The following is a 17,065-nucleotide window of genomic DNA, read 5'->3' on the forward strand; positions in this document are numbered from 1 at the left end:
CATGCAATATGCCACCTATTACTTTTGAGAAGACTAAAAAGTTTTACATAAGTAGAAATTAACCCACAAACAAAGTACCCACTTGTACCCATGAAAACACTATTCAACCCACTTTCATTTCCTGAAGAAAAACAATCCATCATTTGGTCATTTCTCTCCTTTTGTCTATATTTGTAATTGGAATATTTACTAATATAGACGATACATCGTACTATATAAAGCAAAAAAGCACAAGCAATGAAAGCGATAGAAATACTATTTCCAGTCTTTTTTATGATGCTTCTCGGGTGGCTAAGCAGGAAAAGAGGATGGATAACAACAGCTCAAAACGAAGGAGCAAAGTCATTGGTGTTTAACATTCTGTTCCCGTTATTGGTCTTTCATGTCCTCATGGAGGCTGAACTCTCCGCCAATTTTCTGTATGAAATAATTTTCTTAGACGTTGCATGGGTCATCATCTATCTGATTGGGAAGCGCATAGCAGGTCCTGTCAGTGGGCGATATGCACGCTTAGCCCCCTTCTTACTGATGACCTGTGAGGGCGGCAGCGTTGCCTTACCATTATACATTGCACTCGTGGGAGCCGAACATGCAGTGAACATCATCACCTTTGACGTTGCAGGAATACTCATAAACTTCGGTCTTGTACCTGCACTCATCACCAAACAGACAAGCCGTGAGGTTGCTTTCTTTCCACTTGCCAAACGCATTGTGACAGCACCTTTCATCGTTGCCGTTATCCTTGGGATTGTTGCTAACGTGCTGAACGTACAGCATTGGCTGATATTGGGGCATCTCAATACCATCTTCAGCAATACAATGTCAATGGCAACAACACCCATTGCAAGTGTCATTCTCTTCACCTTAGGCTATGGTTTCCACCTGCACTTATCACAACTGAAACCACTTTTAGCACTGAGTCTTGTGAGAATCATACTGTGCGGTGCCATCGTTGGGGGCTTTTTCCTGTTCTTCCCTGAGCTTATGGCGGTGAAAGTGTTCCTTGCTGGTGTACTACTCTACTTTGCTTGCCCTACAGGTTTCCCCGTTCCGCTACAGATAGGAGCACTCTGTAAAGATGAAGATGACGAGAGTTTCATTTCAGCTTTTATCTCAATCTTCATCGTATTGGCAATGGTAGTATACACATTTATCACATTGGACGTAATGAGAACATAGGAGAACAGAAGAAGATACAGGGGTATTTACACCTATAACATAAGCAACAAAAGGCGTAAAGTCATCCCCTTTAACTTCCCCAACTCCCTTAACTTGCAATAAAGAATACATTAAAACAAGAGAAGATATGAATGATAACGTACAGAGTCCATGGCCGGGACCGGCAGGACTGATACCCGTAACAAGCGGACGAGCTGATGATGCCAATGTCTTTAACCGCAGTTATCTTGACTCTATCCACGTTGAGATGCGTGTCATTGACGCTGTTGAGCCATCGCTAAAGACAACAATTTTCGGTGAGGAGTTCGCTTCACCCATCATGATGCCAGCCTTCTCACACTTGAATAAAGTGGGGAAAGACGGGCGTAAGCCTATGCAGGAATATGCTCGTGCAGCCAAAGAACTAAATACTTTGAACTGGGTTGGCATGGAACCTGATGAAGAATATGCAGAAATTGCAGCCGAAGGAGCTCGGACTGTGAGGATAATAAAACCATTTGCTGACCACAGTATTATCCTGAATCAGATACGTTTCGCTATCGAACAAGGTGCAATAGCTGTTGGCGTAGACATTGATCACGTTCCTGGAACAGATGGTAAATATGACGTTGTGGATGGTATTCCACTCGGACCCGTTATGCTTTCCGACCTGAAAGCGTTTGTTAAAGCTGCAGGAACAGTGCCTTTCGTAGCCAAAGGAGTACTGTCTGTACAGGACGCTGTTAAGTGTAAGGAAGCCGGATGCCAAGCCATCATCGTCTCACATCACCATGGACGCATCCCGTTTGGTATTGCTCCACTAATGGCTCTCCCAAGGATTAAGGAAGCATTAAAGGGAAGTGGCATATCAATCTTTGTTGATTGTGGTATTGATTCTGGCTATGATGCATACAAAGCACTGGCATTGGGCGCTGACGCTGTGGCTGTTGGAAGAGGTATTCTGAAGCCTTTACTGCAGCAAGGGAGCGCAGGTGTTAAGGAAAAGATACAAAAAATGAACGAGCAACTTTCGGAGCTGATGATGTACACCTGCGTGAAAGATACTCGTTCATTTGATGCTTCTGTCCTTTATCTATAGGATTTTCTTTTTTAGAATCTTAATGTGTAGCTTGGTAAAAGGCGTCTTTGTTTAAAGAGCTTGTTACCAAGCTATTTGTTGATGGGTCTGAAATGGTGATACCAGAGTAAGTTTTGATAGGCAGAACGGTACCTGTCCATGCGCTCCGCAACGATGTATAATAAGATTCCGTATGTCCCTTGAAAGGAACAAGCTTGCTGAGTTGCTGGTCAAACTTCGCAAGAAGCTGCGGATTAGATGGCAGAAGACGGTGTACATAGTCACCCATATCATAGAACATCGATGGGAGATAACCATCCATACTCTGAATACTATCCTCCGAAACAGTAGCTAATGAATTTGTAGAGTATATCTCTTTCATAACATTTGCCATCCCTTCAGCCTGTGAACAATCAATAACACTGATGGTTCCGTAAGGATAAGGAGTGCCATCATACGTATAATTAGTATAGAAATTGATGAATTCTGTGCAGATATGGTTGTAGTCTGGCTGCGTCTTTGACAGTTCTCGCCACAATAATTCATAAGGCATACCGTAAGCCATGATCTCCGTTGGACTGCCAATAATATAATGTGCATTGTTCCGAAGTTCATAAGCTACCTCAACACCAGTCATATTACAGTCGTCAAACATGATGTATTGGAACTTTCCAATACCCGAATTAGCTATTCCTTTGGCAAAGTCGGAGATATCTAACATGTAGGCACTGCCACCGAACCAACGTGTGCGAGGACCAATAAACCCTTTGTTTTCACCGAAATTAACGGCTCTTGATCTGGCTGAAGCATAGGAGCTTTCAGAGCTTGCTGGTATCCATCCCTTGCCATGACAGCCCACAATCATTGAATAAGTACGTGCTGGAGCCTCTTTCTTGACACGCTTAAGGATGGTAGTTATCCATTGTTGAGAGTTTAATTTCTTATCAGATAGTTTATTGTTGAATACTTCCAACGTGTCATCTACACATGCACCGTTCTTATATTGTACGTTGATAAGATTGCCTTTATCTACTTTTTCAGAAACAAAGACAAGCAATTTCGTGTTATGGAGTCCACCTTGTGCAACGATAGCCTTCTTTATATCCTTGAGATTTGTTTGGAAATCATTATACAAACCACTGTTACTATCAGAGTAACCCGACCATGGCATATATACAAAAATGGTATTCTCCGTCATCTGTCCATTAGGATCTACATACGGACGAGGTACATCATCATCACTGCTACAGGCTGCAAACACGAAGAGTGACATGAGCTGTAAGATAAAAAATAGTTTCTTCATATACTACGCGAGTTCGGGATAAGAAAAGGCTTGAAAAAGTTGGTAATCTCGTCAAAAATTCGTATCTTTATAGGTGAAAATCAATAGATTACAAGATTTTTGAACGATGATTACCAAGGACAAAGTTACTGAAATTTTCTGTATAATCGACGAGTTTGATAAGAATTTGAGTGCCGAATTAGCGAAAAACCTGCGTCTACCGTCCCATAACAGTGACGGCAAACGCTACCGAAACCGCAAGGGCAGACTCTCGGAAAGTGAGATTATGACCATTTTGGTATGCTATCATTTCGGCGCATATCGCAATTTCAAGGAGTATTATTTGAATTGGGTCAAAGGGGTGATGCGTCAGGATTTTCCCGACGCGGTTTCCTATAACCGCTTCGTTGAACTCATGCCAAGAGTGTTCTTTAAGATGATGCTGTTCATGAAGCTCTATGCCTTCGGCAAGTGTACGGGTATAACATTCGTTGACAGCACAATGATACCCGTATGTCACAATGTACGACGATATTACAACAAAGTCTTTGCCGGCCTCGCCAAGGACGGAAAGGGTACCATGGGCTGGTGTCATGGATTCAAGCTGCACCTGCTATGCAATGATTCTGGTGAAGTGATAACGTTCTGTCTTACAGGAGCAAATGTGGATGACAGAGATAGCAGGGTATGGACGGTATTTGCAAAGGTCTTATTTGGGAAGATCTTTGCTGATAGAGGGTACATCAAGCAGGAACTCTTTGATAGTCTGTTCAGTCAAGGTATCCAACTCGTTCATGGGCTCAAGGCTAAGATGAAGAACAAACTGATGCCTATGTGGGACAAGATTATGCTGAGGAAAAGATACATTATCGAGTGCATTAACGAACTACTCAAGAACAAAGCCAACCTTGTTCACTCAAGACACCGCTCGATACACAACTTTATCATGAACTTGTGTTCTGCCCTTACAGCATACTGCTTCTTTGAGAACAAGCCAGAGGCACTGCCAGTGTATGTGGAAAAATCAAGGCAGTTGGAACTTTTTTCATACTAAACTTATCCCGAACTCAAGTATATACTGTAATATCAAACGGAATGAATTCTAAAAATAAACCGATTTCTATCCAAAAGATTATTAAAGAGAAAAAGCCTTACCGCACCACAACAGCACAGTAAGGCTTTTTATGGTTATGAGAGATAGGCTGTTGCCTACTTCACAATAATCAATGAATAGTTCTTTTTGCCCTTCTGAACAAGCAGATACTTGCCATCTATAAGGTCATCAGCAGTAACCGGCTGGTCGAAAGCAGCAAGTTTTTCTTTATTAAGAGAGACTCCTCCACCCTTAACGAGCTTTCGCATCTCGCTCTTACTTGGGAAAATCTGCATTCCTTCTTGGTTAAAGACATCCACAGCAGGCTGACCTAACACGTCTTTTGATACCTCATAATGTGGTACATCCTTGAACACATCAGCAAAAGTTTGCTCATCTAACTGAAGTAAATCATCCTTTGTACTCTTGCCAAAGAGGATATTTGAAGCAGCAATAGCCATGTCAAGATCTTCTTGAGAGTGTACCATTCGTGTCACTTCCTCTGCCAATCGGCGCTGTAAAGTGCGTCGTCCTGGGTCCTGACGATGTTCTTCAATGAGACCATCAATGACGTCCTTCTCCAAAGAAGTGAAGATCTTGATATACTTTTCAGCATCATCATCACTGACATTCAGCCAGAACTGATAGAAAGCATATGGTGTTGTACGGTTCCGATCAAGCCATATATTGCCACTTTCTGTCTTTCCAAACTTCTTACCATCAGCCTTTGTAATGAGTGGACAAGTAAGACAATAAGCCTCAGCTTCGCTTCCTAAGGTACGACGAATAAGCTCTGTACCTGTCGTCATGTTACCCCATTGATCGTTACCACCCAACTGTAACTTGACACCATACTTCTGATACTGATACAAGAAGTCGTAACCTTGTAGCAACTGGTAGGTAAACTCCGTAAAGCTAAGCCCATCACGAGCCTCACCATTCAGGCGTTTCTGTACGCTATCCTTAGCCATCATATAGTTGACAGTGATGTGTTTACCAACCACACGGGCGAAGTCGAGGAAGGTAAAGTCCTTCATCCAGTCATAGTTATTGACCATCTCCGCCTTATTAGGCTCATTCCCATCAAAGTCAAGGAACTTACTTACCTGCTTCTTGATAGCTTCCTGGTTATGATAAAGCGTCTCTGCATCCAGCAAATTACGCTCCTGACTCTTGCCAGAAGGGTCTCCAATCATACCTGTAGCACCACCAACAAGGAGGTAAGGCTTGTGCCCACAACGTTGTAAATGGCGCAACATCATGATACCACAGAGGTGTCCGATGTGCAAAGAGTCAGCCGTTGGGTCTGTTCCCAGGTATGCTGAGACCATCTCTTTTTGAAGTAATTCTTCTGTACCTGGCATTATCTGTGCCAGCATACCACGCCAACGGAGTTCTTCTACAAAGTTCTTCATTTATGTCTTTATATTTGAAAGTTAAAGGATTTGCAAGAGATTGGTTCGTACACCATCATCTTTAAACCCTGAACTCAATATTTATATTCAATATTATTATGGCACTGGATCATATCCACTACCACCCCATGGATTGCATCTAAGTATACGCCAGATGGCAAGAGCTAACCCTTTAATAGGTCCATGTTTAAGAATTGCCTGTCGCGCATACTCCGAACAAGTTGGAGTAAAGCGGCATGAAGGTGGGGTGAAAGGTGAGATGAACTGGCGATAGAACAATATTGGAAGTATCAACAACCATGATAACCCACGTGATATACCATGTATAACAGTTAAAAGCACATCCTTAATGCCTCTGTTCTTCTCCTTTTGCATCTTACTCATATACGTTCTTCTATGCGATGAAGCAAGTTTGAGACCCTTTGTTCTACGATTATGGAATCTGATAGTTCATCAGAAAGCCATATGAATGCCATCAGGAGTTGCTTACCAGATAGTCTTTCAGCCTTCTTTGTCAGGATGTTTTTATGTTTCCTGTAGGCTTCACGCACCTGACGTTTCACCCTATTGCGCTTTACAGCACGCTTGAAACATTTCTTAGGAACACTGATTAACATCTGACTATCTAAAGGAACGGATTGTTCAAGTGATCCTTTCTCACCCTCTGTAGCGACGACATCGACCAAACGATAGACCACTTTAAGTGGGAAAACAGTGACAGCACGACTTCCACCAGTACTGAAGAGCGTGTCGATTAGCTTCTTGCTACACAACCGTTCTTCCTTTTTCAGTCCTTGATCCTGTGCCTCCATACTGTTATGTTACCAACGTCAGACTATTACTCATCCCTCTATTACGAAGGTAGAGTTACCATTATGATGGTTAAACCTTACTTTTCTAAATAAGCACGAAGCGCACCTGTCATCGAAGGATACTCCTTTGAAGGTGCCTGTAAGTCGAGTTTCAACCCCTGAGCCTCAACCTCTTTGGCTGTAGCTGGGCCAAAAGCAGCTATCTTTACGTCCCCTTGAGTGAAGTCAGGGATGTTCTCTTTCAGCGCTTTAACGCCTGTTGGGCTAAAGAAAACAAGCATATCATAATCAAATTCCTTTACTTCCTCCTCTGTAAGGTCATTGCTTACCGTACGATACATCACACATTCTCTGTGCTTTAGCTTGTTTGCATCCAACAAAGAGGATACTGCATCAGTATGAACAGAGCTTTGAGGGACGAGGAACTTCTCTCCTTTATGCTTCAACATGGTTGGTATCAAACTGTCAATCTTGCCCGTTGTACCGAAAAACACTTTGCGTTTACGATACTGAACATACTTCTGAATATACAGTGCTATCGTTTCAATGACACAGAAATACTTCATATCTTCAGGAATAGTGATACGCATTTCCTTGGCAAGGTTAAAGTAATTGTCAACAGCATGACGTGAAGTGAATACCACTGCAGTATAGTCTAACAGGTTAATCTTCTGCTGACGGAACTCTTTTGCAGATAGTCCTTCTACCTTAAAGAATGGTCTGAACACCATTTTTACCCCTAAATCCTTCTCGATATCGTAATAGGGCGACTTATCACTTGATGGTTTTGGCTGTGAAACCAATATCTTTTTTATCATCGTTGTCCTAAAAGTTTTTTATCAAATAGTTATCTGTAATCATCAAAACACCCCATAATGCCAACGCCGGCATCACTTCGAGCGCACAAAAGTACAAAAATATTTGCAGACTTGCCCCTGATCTCTTGAAAAAGATGGCGTAACACTTATAAAAGGAAAGCATTTTAATAAAGATTATTACAAATAATGTATAAATCAATGCAGCCTGTAGTGAAAGGGAAAAGTAAACCTGCAACAGTACCAAAGGGAATAGTAGAACACCTTCCAGAGAGGTTAGGAAAAGCCATGTCTTCGACCATTTCCCCCTATCTTTCCGACTAAAGAACACCCAATTAACAATACCATAGATGATATTTTTCAGTATGAAGTAAGCTATAAAAGCTGTAAAAAATACTCCAATCGTCAGTAACTGGGAATCAGAATCTAATCTTCCGCGTTCTCCTCCACGTGTAAAGAAGTAATAAATAATACTCAACAGCAATGAAGTCTGCATGACCAGGAACAGATGAAAACGCACTTCATACGTTGTTTCTGTGACATTTGCATTGCTTCGTGATACATGGAAGAAGCTCTTTATCTGCTTAAGGATGAAGTTTCTCGATACCGAAAACGCTATCATTGCCATCACAAAGCACCCCAGAAGCAAAGCTGTCACGGTGTTATCATTACTCACGGCATAAGGAGATGGAGTCCCTAAGACTCCATCAGTATGCCTATTTCCAGGACTCATCTTGAAGTATTTACTCCCTTTAAAGTATCCTTCTTCTTCAAAATGAACATCTGTAAGCCGAAAAGTCTTCTGCTTTTTCGGACGCAGCAACCCTAACGAGTCAGGTTTCTGACTTGTTTTCGCCACAGAATCAACTGTCGTCTTCTGCCCTTTCGTGAGTGTTGACCTCAACAAAAGAGAAGGACGAACTATGGTATCGGTTGCTGGCATGCGTTAAATCAGAGCCCGAAAGCCTTCTTTATGTCCCCAACTCGGTCGAGTTTCTCCCAAGTAAAGAGTTCAACATCAACCGTTTTTGTCGTATGATAACGGCTTGTAAAGGTCTTCTTCACCACTTCATTCGCACGCCCCATGTGTCCATAAGCTGCCGTCTCAAGGTACATTGGCTGACGAAGTTTGAGGGTTCGTTCAATAGCCTTTGGTCGAAGATCAAAGAGTTGCTTTATTTTCTCTGCTATTTCTCCATCAGATAAGTTCACCTTTGAACGTCCATAAGTGTTTACATAGACGCTAACTGGCTCCGCAACACCAATGGCATAAGCCAACTGTACGAGGATTTCGTCACTCACACCAGCTGCAACCATGTTCTTTGCTATGTAACGTGTGGCGTAAGCAGCCGAACGGTCAACCTTACTAGAGTCCTTTCCAGAGAAAGCACCACCACCATGTCCACCTTTACCTCCGTAGGTATCCACGATGATCTTACGTCCTGTCAGACCAGTATCACCATGTGGTCCGCCAATAACGAACTTACCTGTAGGGTTAACAAGATACTTAATACCATCCTTAAACAGTGCCAATACCTTCTCAGAAGCAATCTGTGCCTTCACTCTTGGCATGAGAATCTCTATCACATCCTTACGAATCTGCTCCAACATCTCAGCATCTGCCTTCAATTGTGCCTCACGTGAGTCATCTTTTGGCTGTATAAAGTCATCATGTTGGGTAGAAACAACTATCGTATCTATGCGCTGTGGGATATTATCATCACTGTATTCCACTGTCACCTGACTCTTTGAATCAGGACGAAGGTAAGTCATTTGCTTCCCTTCCTTACGTATATCAGCCAACGTTCGCATAATCAGATGTGCCAAATCGAGCGTAACTGGCATGTAATTGTCCGTCTCATTACAAGCATAACCGAACATCATACCCTGGTCACCAGCCCCCTGGTTCTCATCATCACCATTGTCAACGCCACGGTTTATATCATCACTTTGCTCATGAATAGCCGAAAGAACACCACAGCTATTACCATCAAACTGATATTCAGCCTTGGTATAACCGATGTTATTGATGGTCTTACGTGCTATGGTTTGCAAATCAACATACTCTTCAGAGCGTACTTCGCCCATGATGATAACCTGCCCTGTCGTATTAAAAGTCTCTATAGCGCAATGCGCATGCTCGTCATAAGCCAAGAATTGGTCGAGCAAAGCATCACTTATCTGGTCGGCAACCTTATCAGGATGTCCCTCTGATACAGATTCCGATGAAAACAAATATGCCATATTTTATTCCTTATTTAATTATCCACATTTAGTTTAAGGGTGCAAAGTTACTGCAAATTAACGGGATAACAAAATAAGAACTTAAGATTTATACATTATTATAAAGAGGATTATAAGCCACTATCAAGGGCACATAAGGGCTTTATCAAAAGAGAAAAAGGAGTGATTTGTTACCCGACAAACACTCCTTTTTCTCCTATAACAGCAGATATCTAACGTTCCCAAGCCTATTTTACAAGCATGAATCCTTCTGTTGTGAATGTGCCACAAGGAAGACCTTGCTCGTTAATAAGGTTAGCCCGTGTGAAAGGTTGCCAACCATAACGGACATTTATAGGCTCTTTCACCTTGTCTATACTGCTAACATCCACCGTATCAGGTCCACTTATCACAGCTTGTGCAGGATAGAAGATACCGTCTGCGCCTGCTATTTCAAACCCACACAACGCTCCTTTCCGTACAGAAAGGGCTTTCGCATGCGAGAATTGGAGTCTAAGACCACCGGGAATCTTCGACATCTGAACTAAAAATGGACCTTCCGACTCTACAGAATGACCATAAGTATGATTCAAAGCCTGCAGCGCAAGACGTTCTCCCACAGGTGCTTTATTGATGTAATGGACATCCAGTGAGTCTCCTAAGTCACTCGTTACAGCCATCCACGTTCGTGGTTGCGTCTGAGATAAAACCATTTGTGACTGTCGGAAACGCGGCCATGACCTACGATTCAGACTTGACAGCTGTGCAAAATAGAAGGGAACATCTGCAGAAAGGAACCGTCTCCAACTCTTTTCAAGCAATGAGAAGAGTCGTTTATGTAGCTCCACGTTATGTGCATTCGACTCTCCTTGATACCAGACAACACCCTTAACGGTGTAACCTGCCAATGGTAGCATTGCCGTTTCAAACATATAGGCTGGTACATAAGGGTGACGTTGCAACGGATTGGTACTTGCACTAATATTCCGCAATGCCCTTTCACGTGCCCATTTCATCCCAAAATCACCATGATACCAATCACGTAGGACGGCAGGAAAGTCCCATTCAAGTGTATGACGGTCTATCCATGACTCTGTAGTCGTTCCTCCTACGGCATTACAGATGACTCCTATTGGTACTTTTAGACTATCTGCCAGCATCTTTCCAAAGTGATAAGCCACTGCAGAAAAGCCTGATAAAGACTCACGAGAGCAGCGTTCCCATGGACCAATGCGCATGGATTGATGACGATTCATCGAGTCACAGACCGCAGCCGACCACTGTACGCCATTTGTTGGATAGAGAGCTGACATCTGAAAGAGATGTAACAACGGCTGATTATCCGCCTCTGCCAAATCTTCTTTAGCGTTTTGTGTTGCAGAAACAGGCATCTCCATGTTCGATTGTCCTGAGCAAAGCCACACCTCCCCCACATAGATACCCTTCAGTTTAATGGTCTTTCCCCCAGCTGTTATCACTGCTTCATACGGTCCTCCTGCCTCCATCTTCGGCAAAGTGGCAGTCCAACGCCCCATACCAGAATACTCCACAGTAGCTGTCTTGCCCGCAAACATCACCTTCACCTGCTCCTTTCCGTTGACTTTCCCATGAAAAAGGATGGGCTCACCACGCTGAAGGACCATTCCGTCAGTATACAATGGCATCAGACTCAGCCCACCATAGTCTCCCGTAATAGCCTTAAACACGGTCTGGGCTATTATCCCTGCACCTTCTGCATTGGGATGAATAGCATCTGCAAAGAGGTCGGGACGACTGTAAAGGGGTGTATGAAGATCTATCAATCCTACGCTCTCAGCCTTCGCTATCTGCTTGACATGCTCCTGAATCAGCTCCTGCCAATCACGCGTACCACTCTCAAAACGAGCATGTCGGTCGAAGATTGGTGTCAATAGGCACACGTAAATCTTTGCTTTGGGGTTTGCTTTTCGGAAAGAATGGATAAGATTGATATAATCTTGATTGAACTCTTCTGCGTATTCAGGCCAGTTACGAGGGTCAGTATCATTCAGTCCGAGGTGTATAACAACGACATCAGCCTTGAAATCCAACGCTTCCTTATATTCTTTCTGTTCCACATAAGGACGATGCCCGTGCCTTAGCAGTGTTGCTCCAGAGTGTCCAAAGTTGCGCACCTCATATCCTTTCCCCAACAAACGTTGCAACTGAGCAGGGTAACAAGCCGTCTCTCGGTTTTCGATTGTCAGTCCCCACGTCACACTATTGCCCACACATGCCACCTTGACCTTGCTCCCTGCCAGAGCCGTCAACGTCATCATGAAGAGCCAAAACACGAAAAATAAATTCTTCTTCATAAGCATTTTTTCATCAATAAGGTCATCCCACCTCAATTAGTAATACAGTTTATTTGCAAGAATTACTTAATTTGTCAGCAAAAACAAGTATAGAATAAAAGTCATTAGGAACTGTCTACAAACTGTATCTATACTTTTTTTGACGCATTCAGCATCAATGATGCAAAGTAAAGTCCCAGCCTGAACAAAAACTTTCCCATCATTGAGGCATTACGAAATAGTATTACAAAACAAAAGAGTCTATTACCTCTAAAACGAACAATAATTATTAAAAATGCATTTCGTAACACATAGATTATCAAACAGTTACAAAGAGGCTTGTAAAAGACGCCCTTTTACGTTGCAAAAGACGCCCTTTTGATGTGTAAAAGATGCCCTTTTGCAATGCAATATATGCCCTTTTACAATGCAAAAGAGCATAGATTAAAAACCACTTGTGATTTTATTTGACATTAAGAGTTACTTAAAGCTGTTCTGAATGATACGAATTAAGGCTGAATTCCCTATAAGGAATTCAGCCTTAACCTACGTTTTATCAAAGAATATCGTTGCTATGAGCAATCATTCCATGTGATATTGCTTACTTCGCTGGAGTCATAACAACCTCAGCATGGTTGCCTGCACTAACGAGTTGCTTAAGATAAGCAGCGATCTTTGCTGGCGTCAGCGCCTCAACAGCAGCCTTATAACCACTCTGGAAGTCGATACCTGTCCACACATACTCGTCAATAACATCCATCCAATGGCTGTTGCTCTTTGCGGAAAGCTCAGCCTGTTTCAACATGAAGTCCTTCACTTTCTGAACCTTATCAGCATCCATCTTCTCACAGTTCTCCTTCATTCCTTCAGCAAGAAGCTTCAAAGCTAAGTCTGATTTATTAGGATCCATCGGGCAGAAAGTCTGAATCAAAGCATAAGCCTTGTCTCCACGACGCTGCAAAAGACCACCTGCACTCACAGAATAAGCAGCACTTGCATCCTCACGAATGTTCTTTAAGTAAACCATTGAGAGCACTTGACCAGCTGCATCAGTGAGAACATCATTCTCAACAGTGTAAGGCATTGGTGCAAACCACTGTTCGAAAGCTATTGCCTTTGGTGTTTCTGACTTACGAGTGAACTTGTTTTCGAGTTTACCTGTTGCATAAGCAGGCGTCTCTTTCCAGTCCTCAGCCTTTCCCTTAGGCAGACATCCAATGTATTTCTCAATCAAAGGACGAAGTGTAGCCTCATCAAAGTTACCAATAAAGTAATAAACAAACTGACCAGGACTTGCATATCTCTCTTTCCATATCTGCAGGATACGGTCATAATTCACGCCTTTCAACGTATTCAAAGACATCGGTGCGTAACGTGCTTCATGCCCATAGATGGTGTTGGTAAGTGAGTCTGAGAAGACACTCTCTGGTGAAAGATCCTTATTCTTCAGTGCTAATTCCAACTGAGACATCATTGCTTTATAAGAATCTTCATCCTTTGAGATAGCTGTAAAGTTAAGATAGAGAAGCTGCATCATCGTCTCTATATCCTTTGGAACACATGAACCTGACAGCATCTGATAGAAGTTCGACATAGCACAGTTGACAGAAGCCTGCTTTCCTGACAGTGCTTTCTGAAGGTCTTGGTGTGAGAAGTCACCCAATCCGCTATATCCCAAGACACCATCAAACAACTGTAGATTATCATAATCAGCCTTTCCGTAAAGACTCTTACCGCCCTTTGATATAGCTTGGAACAGCACTTCATTGTCCTTGAAGTTAGTCTTTTTCAGGATAACACGTGCACCATTGCTTAATGTCAGTTCCTTATAACCGAGTGTATTGTTCTCTTTTACGCCAACAATCTTACCTGCTTTAGGGAGTTTCTTCTCATCCAACAGTGGCTCTTGCTTCACGTTGTCAACGTAAGGTGTTAGCTTCTCTGCACGAACAGCCTTGATAGCTTGCGCCATCTGAGCCTCTGTAGGATAAGTCTTTCCTGCTTTCTCCTGCTCAAAGATAAATGCAACAAAGTTGCTGTCATGGTCTGTTATCAGCTCCTTTGCATAGTTATTGATGACGTTCACATTCAGTGCAGGCATCTCAACGAGCTGTTTCATGATCTGATACTCATCCTCCTTGCTTGGAATAGGCTCATTGGAGAGATAGTGATCACGCAGTTCATCACCATACTGACTGTTCTTTATCTTGTTACGATTGACGTAATTAGCTTCCAATTGAGACAAGTATTCAGCCTTCATACGAGCAAACTCACCAGCAGTAAAGCCGTATTGACGTACGCGCTGAGCCTCACGATAGATGGCAGCCAGTGCTTCTATGTCCTTACCTTCCTTAGCTGTTGCATCCATAGAGAAGGCATCTTTTGTCTTAGAGAGTAGGTATGTACCGTCATCAGCTGATGCATTGACGAAAGGACAGTCTGCTTTCTGTGACAATTCCTTCAATCGCTGATTCAGCATCATGGCTATAATGTTCTTCGCATACGAGTCAATGAAGTAACTTTGATCGTTCTTCATCTCGTCAGGGAAGACGTCATGCTTCATAGCGAAGCCTACATAGCTATATGGCATCTCCTTGTCTTTTCCGAAAACGTAGATAGCATCCTTGGTGTCTGGCACCTTTTCATCAACTACCTGTGCTGCATTGGCTGGTACGACAACACCATTCCAAAGCTTCTTTATCTCCTTTTCAACATGGTCAACATCCACGTCACCTACAACAATGATACACTGATTGTCTGGACGATACCACTTCTTGTAGTAGTCACGTAGGTCTTGATAAGGGAAATGGTCCACAATACTCATCAAACCGATAGGCATTCGGTAACCATACTTAGAGCCTGGATAGAGCTTTGGGAGAACTTCTTCGTAGATACGCATGATAGGTGAACGGCTCAACTGCCACTCTTGGTGAATCACACCACGTTCCTTGTCAATCTCCTTGTCGGCAAGTGTAAGGCCGTTTGACCAGTCTTTCAAAATCAACAAGCATGAATCAAGAGCTGTCTGACGCTTTGTTGGCACGTCACAGATGCGATAAACGGTCTGATCAATGCTGGTATAAGCATTCAAGTTATTACCAAACCCAACGCCTAAGGAGCGTGTATACTCCAAAATAGTAGAGTCTGGGAAATGCTCAGAACCATTAAATGCCATGTGTTCTAGGAAATGAGCCAAGCCACGTTGCCTGTCATTCTCTTGAATAGAACCCACACGCTGAGCTATATAGAAGTTTGCTACGTGTTCAGGCCAGTCATTGTGGAGGATGTAGTAAGTCAAGCCGTTGCTAAGCTTACCCTGTCTTACGTTCTTGTTGACTGGTATTGGCCCCATCTGCTGGGCATATGCCATACCAACAACAAATAGTAAGACGATAAAAAGTAACTTTCTCAGTTTCATTTTAATTCTTAATTTGATATTGAATATTAATTATTGTGGCGCAAAGATACATAAAAAAATATTACGCTCATTCGTTTTTCATGGTTTTTATGTATTGCTTTTCCTAATTGAAATGGTTTTTTAATAGCACCAACATAGGCTGTCCACAACGTAACTTTAGCGTGATAAGGACACCAATAGTACAGGTATGAATATCTCGGATATAAACTCTAAGATCGTAGAACAAGGATTAGATGACACACATGGATAACTAAAAAAGACGGAATACAGAATGAGAAATGCTATCCTAAGACCAGTCTAACTCCAACGAAAAAGTTCCATAAACACTTACTTAGGATAGCTATTTTACAATAAATGAAGCACAATATTATTTGAAAATAGATTATTTATTCTAAACAATTTGGCAAGAACAAAGGGAGAGAATATAGCCTGTCTGCCCCGTAATGACCCTATGCTTAAAGTAACGGAACACCCTTTAGGAATAGGTTTATTCTGACTCTTCTTCATGTTCAAGCTTGTATTGGATGTTGCGAGGATGATGTTCCAGTATCTCCTGACGAAGAGTAGAGGTGTCTATATGGGTATAAATCTCTGTAGTACCAATGCTTTCATGACCTAACATAGCCTGTATAGCACGTAAATCAGCACCTCCCTCAAGCAAAGAAGTGGCAAAGGAGTGTCGAAGAGTGTGTGGAGAGATGGTCTTTTTAATACCTGCTTCAGCTGCATAACGCTTGATCATGATGAGAATCATCGTACGTGTGAGGTGATGACCACGCCGATTAAGGAAGACATAATCCTCTTCCCCAGGTTTTATAGACATCTCATTGCGCATGGAAAACCAATAATTTAATTCTTCCAAAGCACGTGGAGATATCGGAACAAGGCGTTCTTTAGACCCTTTTCCCATGACACGAATGAACTGTTCATCAACATAAAGATTGGAAAGCTTTAGGTTTATGAGCTCAGAAACACGCAGTCCACATGAGAAAAGAACCTCGATAATAGCACGATTGCGGTGCCCTTCCCATTTAGAAAGGTCAATGGCCTGTTCTAAAAGGTCAACTTCTGCTGTCGACAACACCTCTGGTAGATGGTTGGGTTGCTTAGGTGACTCCAAGAGTTCGGTGGGATCGTCTTCCATATAACCATCAAGAACTAAGAAACGATAGAACTGTCGCACCCCACTCAGTATGCGTGCTAACGAACGAGGTCCAATACCAAGATCGGAGATGGAAGCTGCAAAATGCTCCAACTGTTCCAACTTCACTTCTGTTACATGAACCTGTTCTGCAGCAAGATAGCGTACGAGCTTATCCAGATCACGCATATAGGCATCTAAAGTGTTGACGGAATAACCTTTTTCCAACTTGAGATAGCGCCTGTAACGACTGACAATATCCTTCGAATCCTTGCCTGTTTCCATTTAATTTCTTATTTTTGCATACTGTTGTATAAC

General features: G+C 42.5%; 13 protein-coding genes. 3 read left to right on the top strand and 10 right to left on the bottom strand.

Annotated features, from left to right (window positions below; all coding sequences use genetic code 11):
• The first annotated feature begins 237 nt into the window (after positions 1-237).
• Together ACZ48L_RS05555 and ACZ48L_RS05560 are read left to right on the top strand one after the other, a co-directional pair.
• Entirely contained in the window at positions 238-1,179 is a 942-nt protein-coding gene (locus tag ACZ48L_RS05555) for an AEC family transporter (RefSeq protein ID WP_008824160.1), read from the top strand.
• Between the two features lie 127 nt (positions 1,180-1,306).
• A complete protein-coding gene (locus ACZ48L_RS05560; protein ID WP_314695440.1) occupies positions 1,307-2,257 on the top strand; it encodes an alpha-hydroxy-acid oxidizing protein in 951 nt (316 codons plus the stop codon).
• Positions 2,258-2,276: 19 nt separating this feature from the next.
• Here the strand turns inward: ACZ48L_RS05560 and ACZ48L_RS05565 are convergent, their stop codons facing one another.
• On the bottom strand, positions 2,277-3,539 hold the full coding sequence (locus ACZ48L_RS05565) for a clostripain-related cysteine peptidase (protein ID WP_025791704.1): 1,263 nt from the start codon (positions 3,537-3,539) through the stop codon (positions 2,277-2,279).
• A gap of 106 nt (positions 3,540-3,645) precedes the next feature.
• On the opposite strand from ACZ48L_RS05565, the gene ACZ48L_RS05570 reads away from it, so the two are divergent.
• Positions 3,646-4,572: an IS982 family transposase gene (locus ACZ48L_RS05570; RefSeq protein ID WP_006045714.1), complete on the top strand. Its 927-nt coding sequence runs from the start codon at positions 3,646-3,648 to the stop codon at positions 4,570-4,572.
• A 155-nt stretch (positions 4,573-4,727) separates the two neighbouring features.
• Here the strand turns inward: ACZ48L_RS05570 and tyrS are convergent, their stop codons facing one another.
• The 9 genes from tyrS to xerD form a co-directional block, all read right to left on the bottom strand.
• Positions 4,728-6,026, bottom strand: coding sequence for a tyrosine--tRNA ligase (tyrS, locus tag ACZ48L_RS05575; RefSeq protein WP_008824157.1), 1,299 nt, complete (start codon positions 6,024-6,026; stop codon positions 4,728-4,730).
• A gap of 96 nt (positions 6,027-6,122) precedes the next feature.
• Positions 6,123-6,401 (bottom strand): membrane protein insertion efficiency factor YidD, encoded by a 279-nt coding sequence (gene yidD, locus ACZ48L_RS05580; RefSeq protein WP_242401760.1) that lies wholly within the window; start codon positions 6,399-6,401, stop codon positions 6,123-6,125.
• A gap of 5 nt (positions 6,402-6,406) precedes the next feature.
• Positions 6,407-6,838, bottom strand: coding sequence for a ribonuclease P protein component (gene rnpA / locus ACZ48L_RS05585; protein WP_008824155.1), 432 nt, complete (start codon positions 6,836-6,838; stop codon positions 6,407-6,409).
• A 77-nt stretch (positions 6,839-6,915) separates the two neighbouring features.
• The gene (locus tag ACZ48L_RS05590) at positions 6,916-7,656 is read right to left on the bottom strand and encodes a uroporphyrinogen-III synthase (protein WP_025792852.1); all 741 of its coding nucleotides are present in this window, start codon (positions 7,654-7,656) and stop codon (positions 6,916-6,918) included.
• A gap of 7 nt (positions 7,657-7,663) precedes the next feature.
• Positions 7,664-8,596: a DUF4271 domain-containing protein gene (locus ACZ48L_RS05595; protein ID WP_025792853.1), complete on the bottom strand. Its 933-nt coding sequence runs from the start codon at positions 8,594-8,596 to the stop codon at positions 7,664-7,666.
• Positions 8,597-8,604: 8 nt separating this feature from the next.
• On the bottom strand, positions 8,605-9,897 hold the full coding sequence (metK, locus tag ACZ48L_RS05600) for a methionine adenosyltransferase (protein WP_025792854.1): 1,293 nt from the start codon (positions 9,895-9,897) through the stop codon (positions 8,605-8,607).
• A gap of 227 nt (positions 9,898-10,124) precedes the next feature.
• Entirely contained in the window at positions 10,125-12,215 is a 2,091-nt protein-coding gene (locus ACZ48L_RS05605) for a GDSL-type esterase/lipase family protein (RefSeq protein WP_025792856.1), read from the bottom strand.
• 574 nt (positions 12,216-12,789) lie between these two features.
• Positions 12,790-15,606, bottom strand: coding sequence for a M16 family metallopeptidase (locus ACZ48L_RS05610; RefSeq protein WP_025792857.1), 2,817 nt, complete (start codon positions 15,604-15,606; stop codon positions 12,790-12,792).
• Between the two features lie 487 nt (positions 15,607-16,093).
• The gene (gene xerD / locus ACZ48L_RS05615) at positions 16,094-17,032 is read right to left on the bottom strand and encodes a site-specific tyrosine recombinase XerD (RefSeq protein WP_025792859.1); all 939 of its coding nucleotides are present in this window, start codon (positions 17,030-17,032) and stop codon (positions 16,094-16,096) included.
• Between the last annotated feature and the right edge of the window lie 33 nt (positions 17,033-17,065).

The sequence above is a fragment of the Prevotella histicola genome (assembly GCF_055385135.1).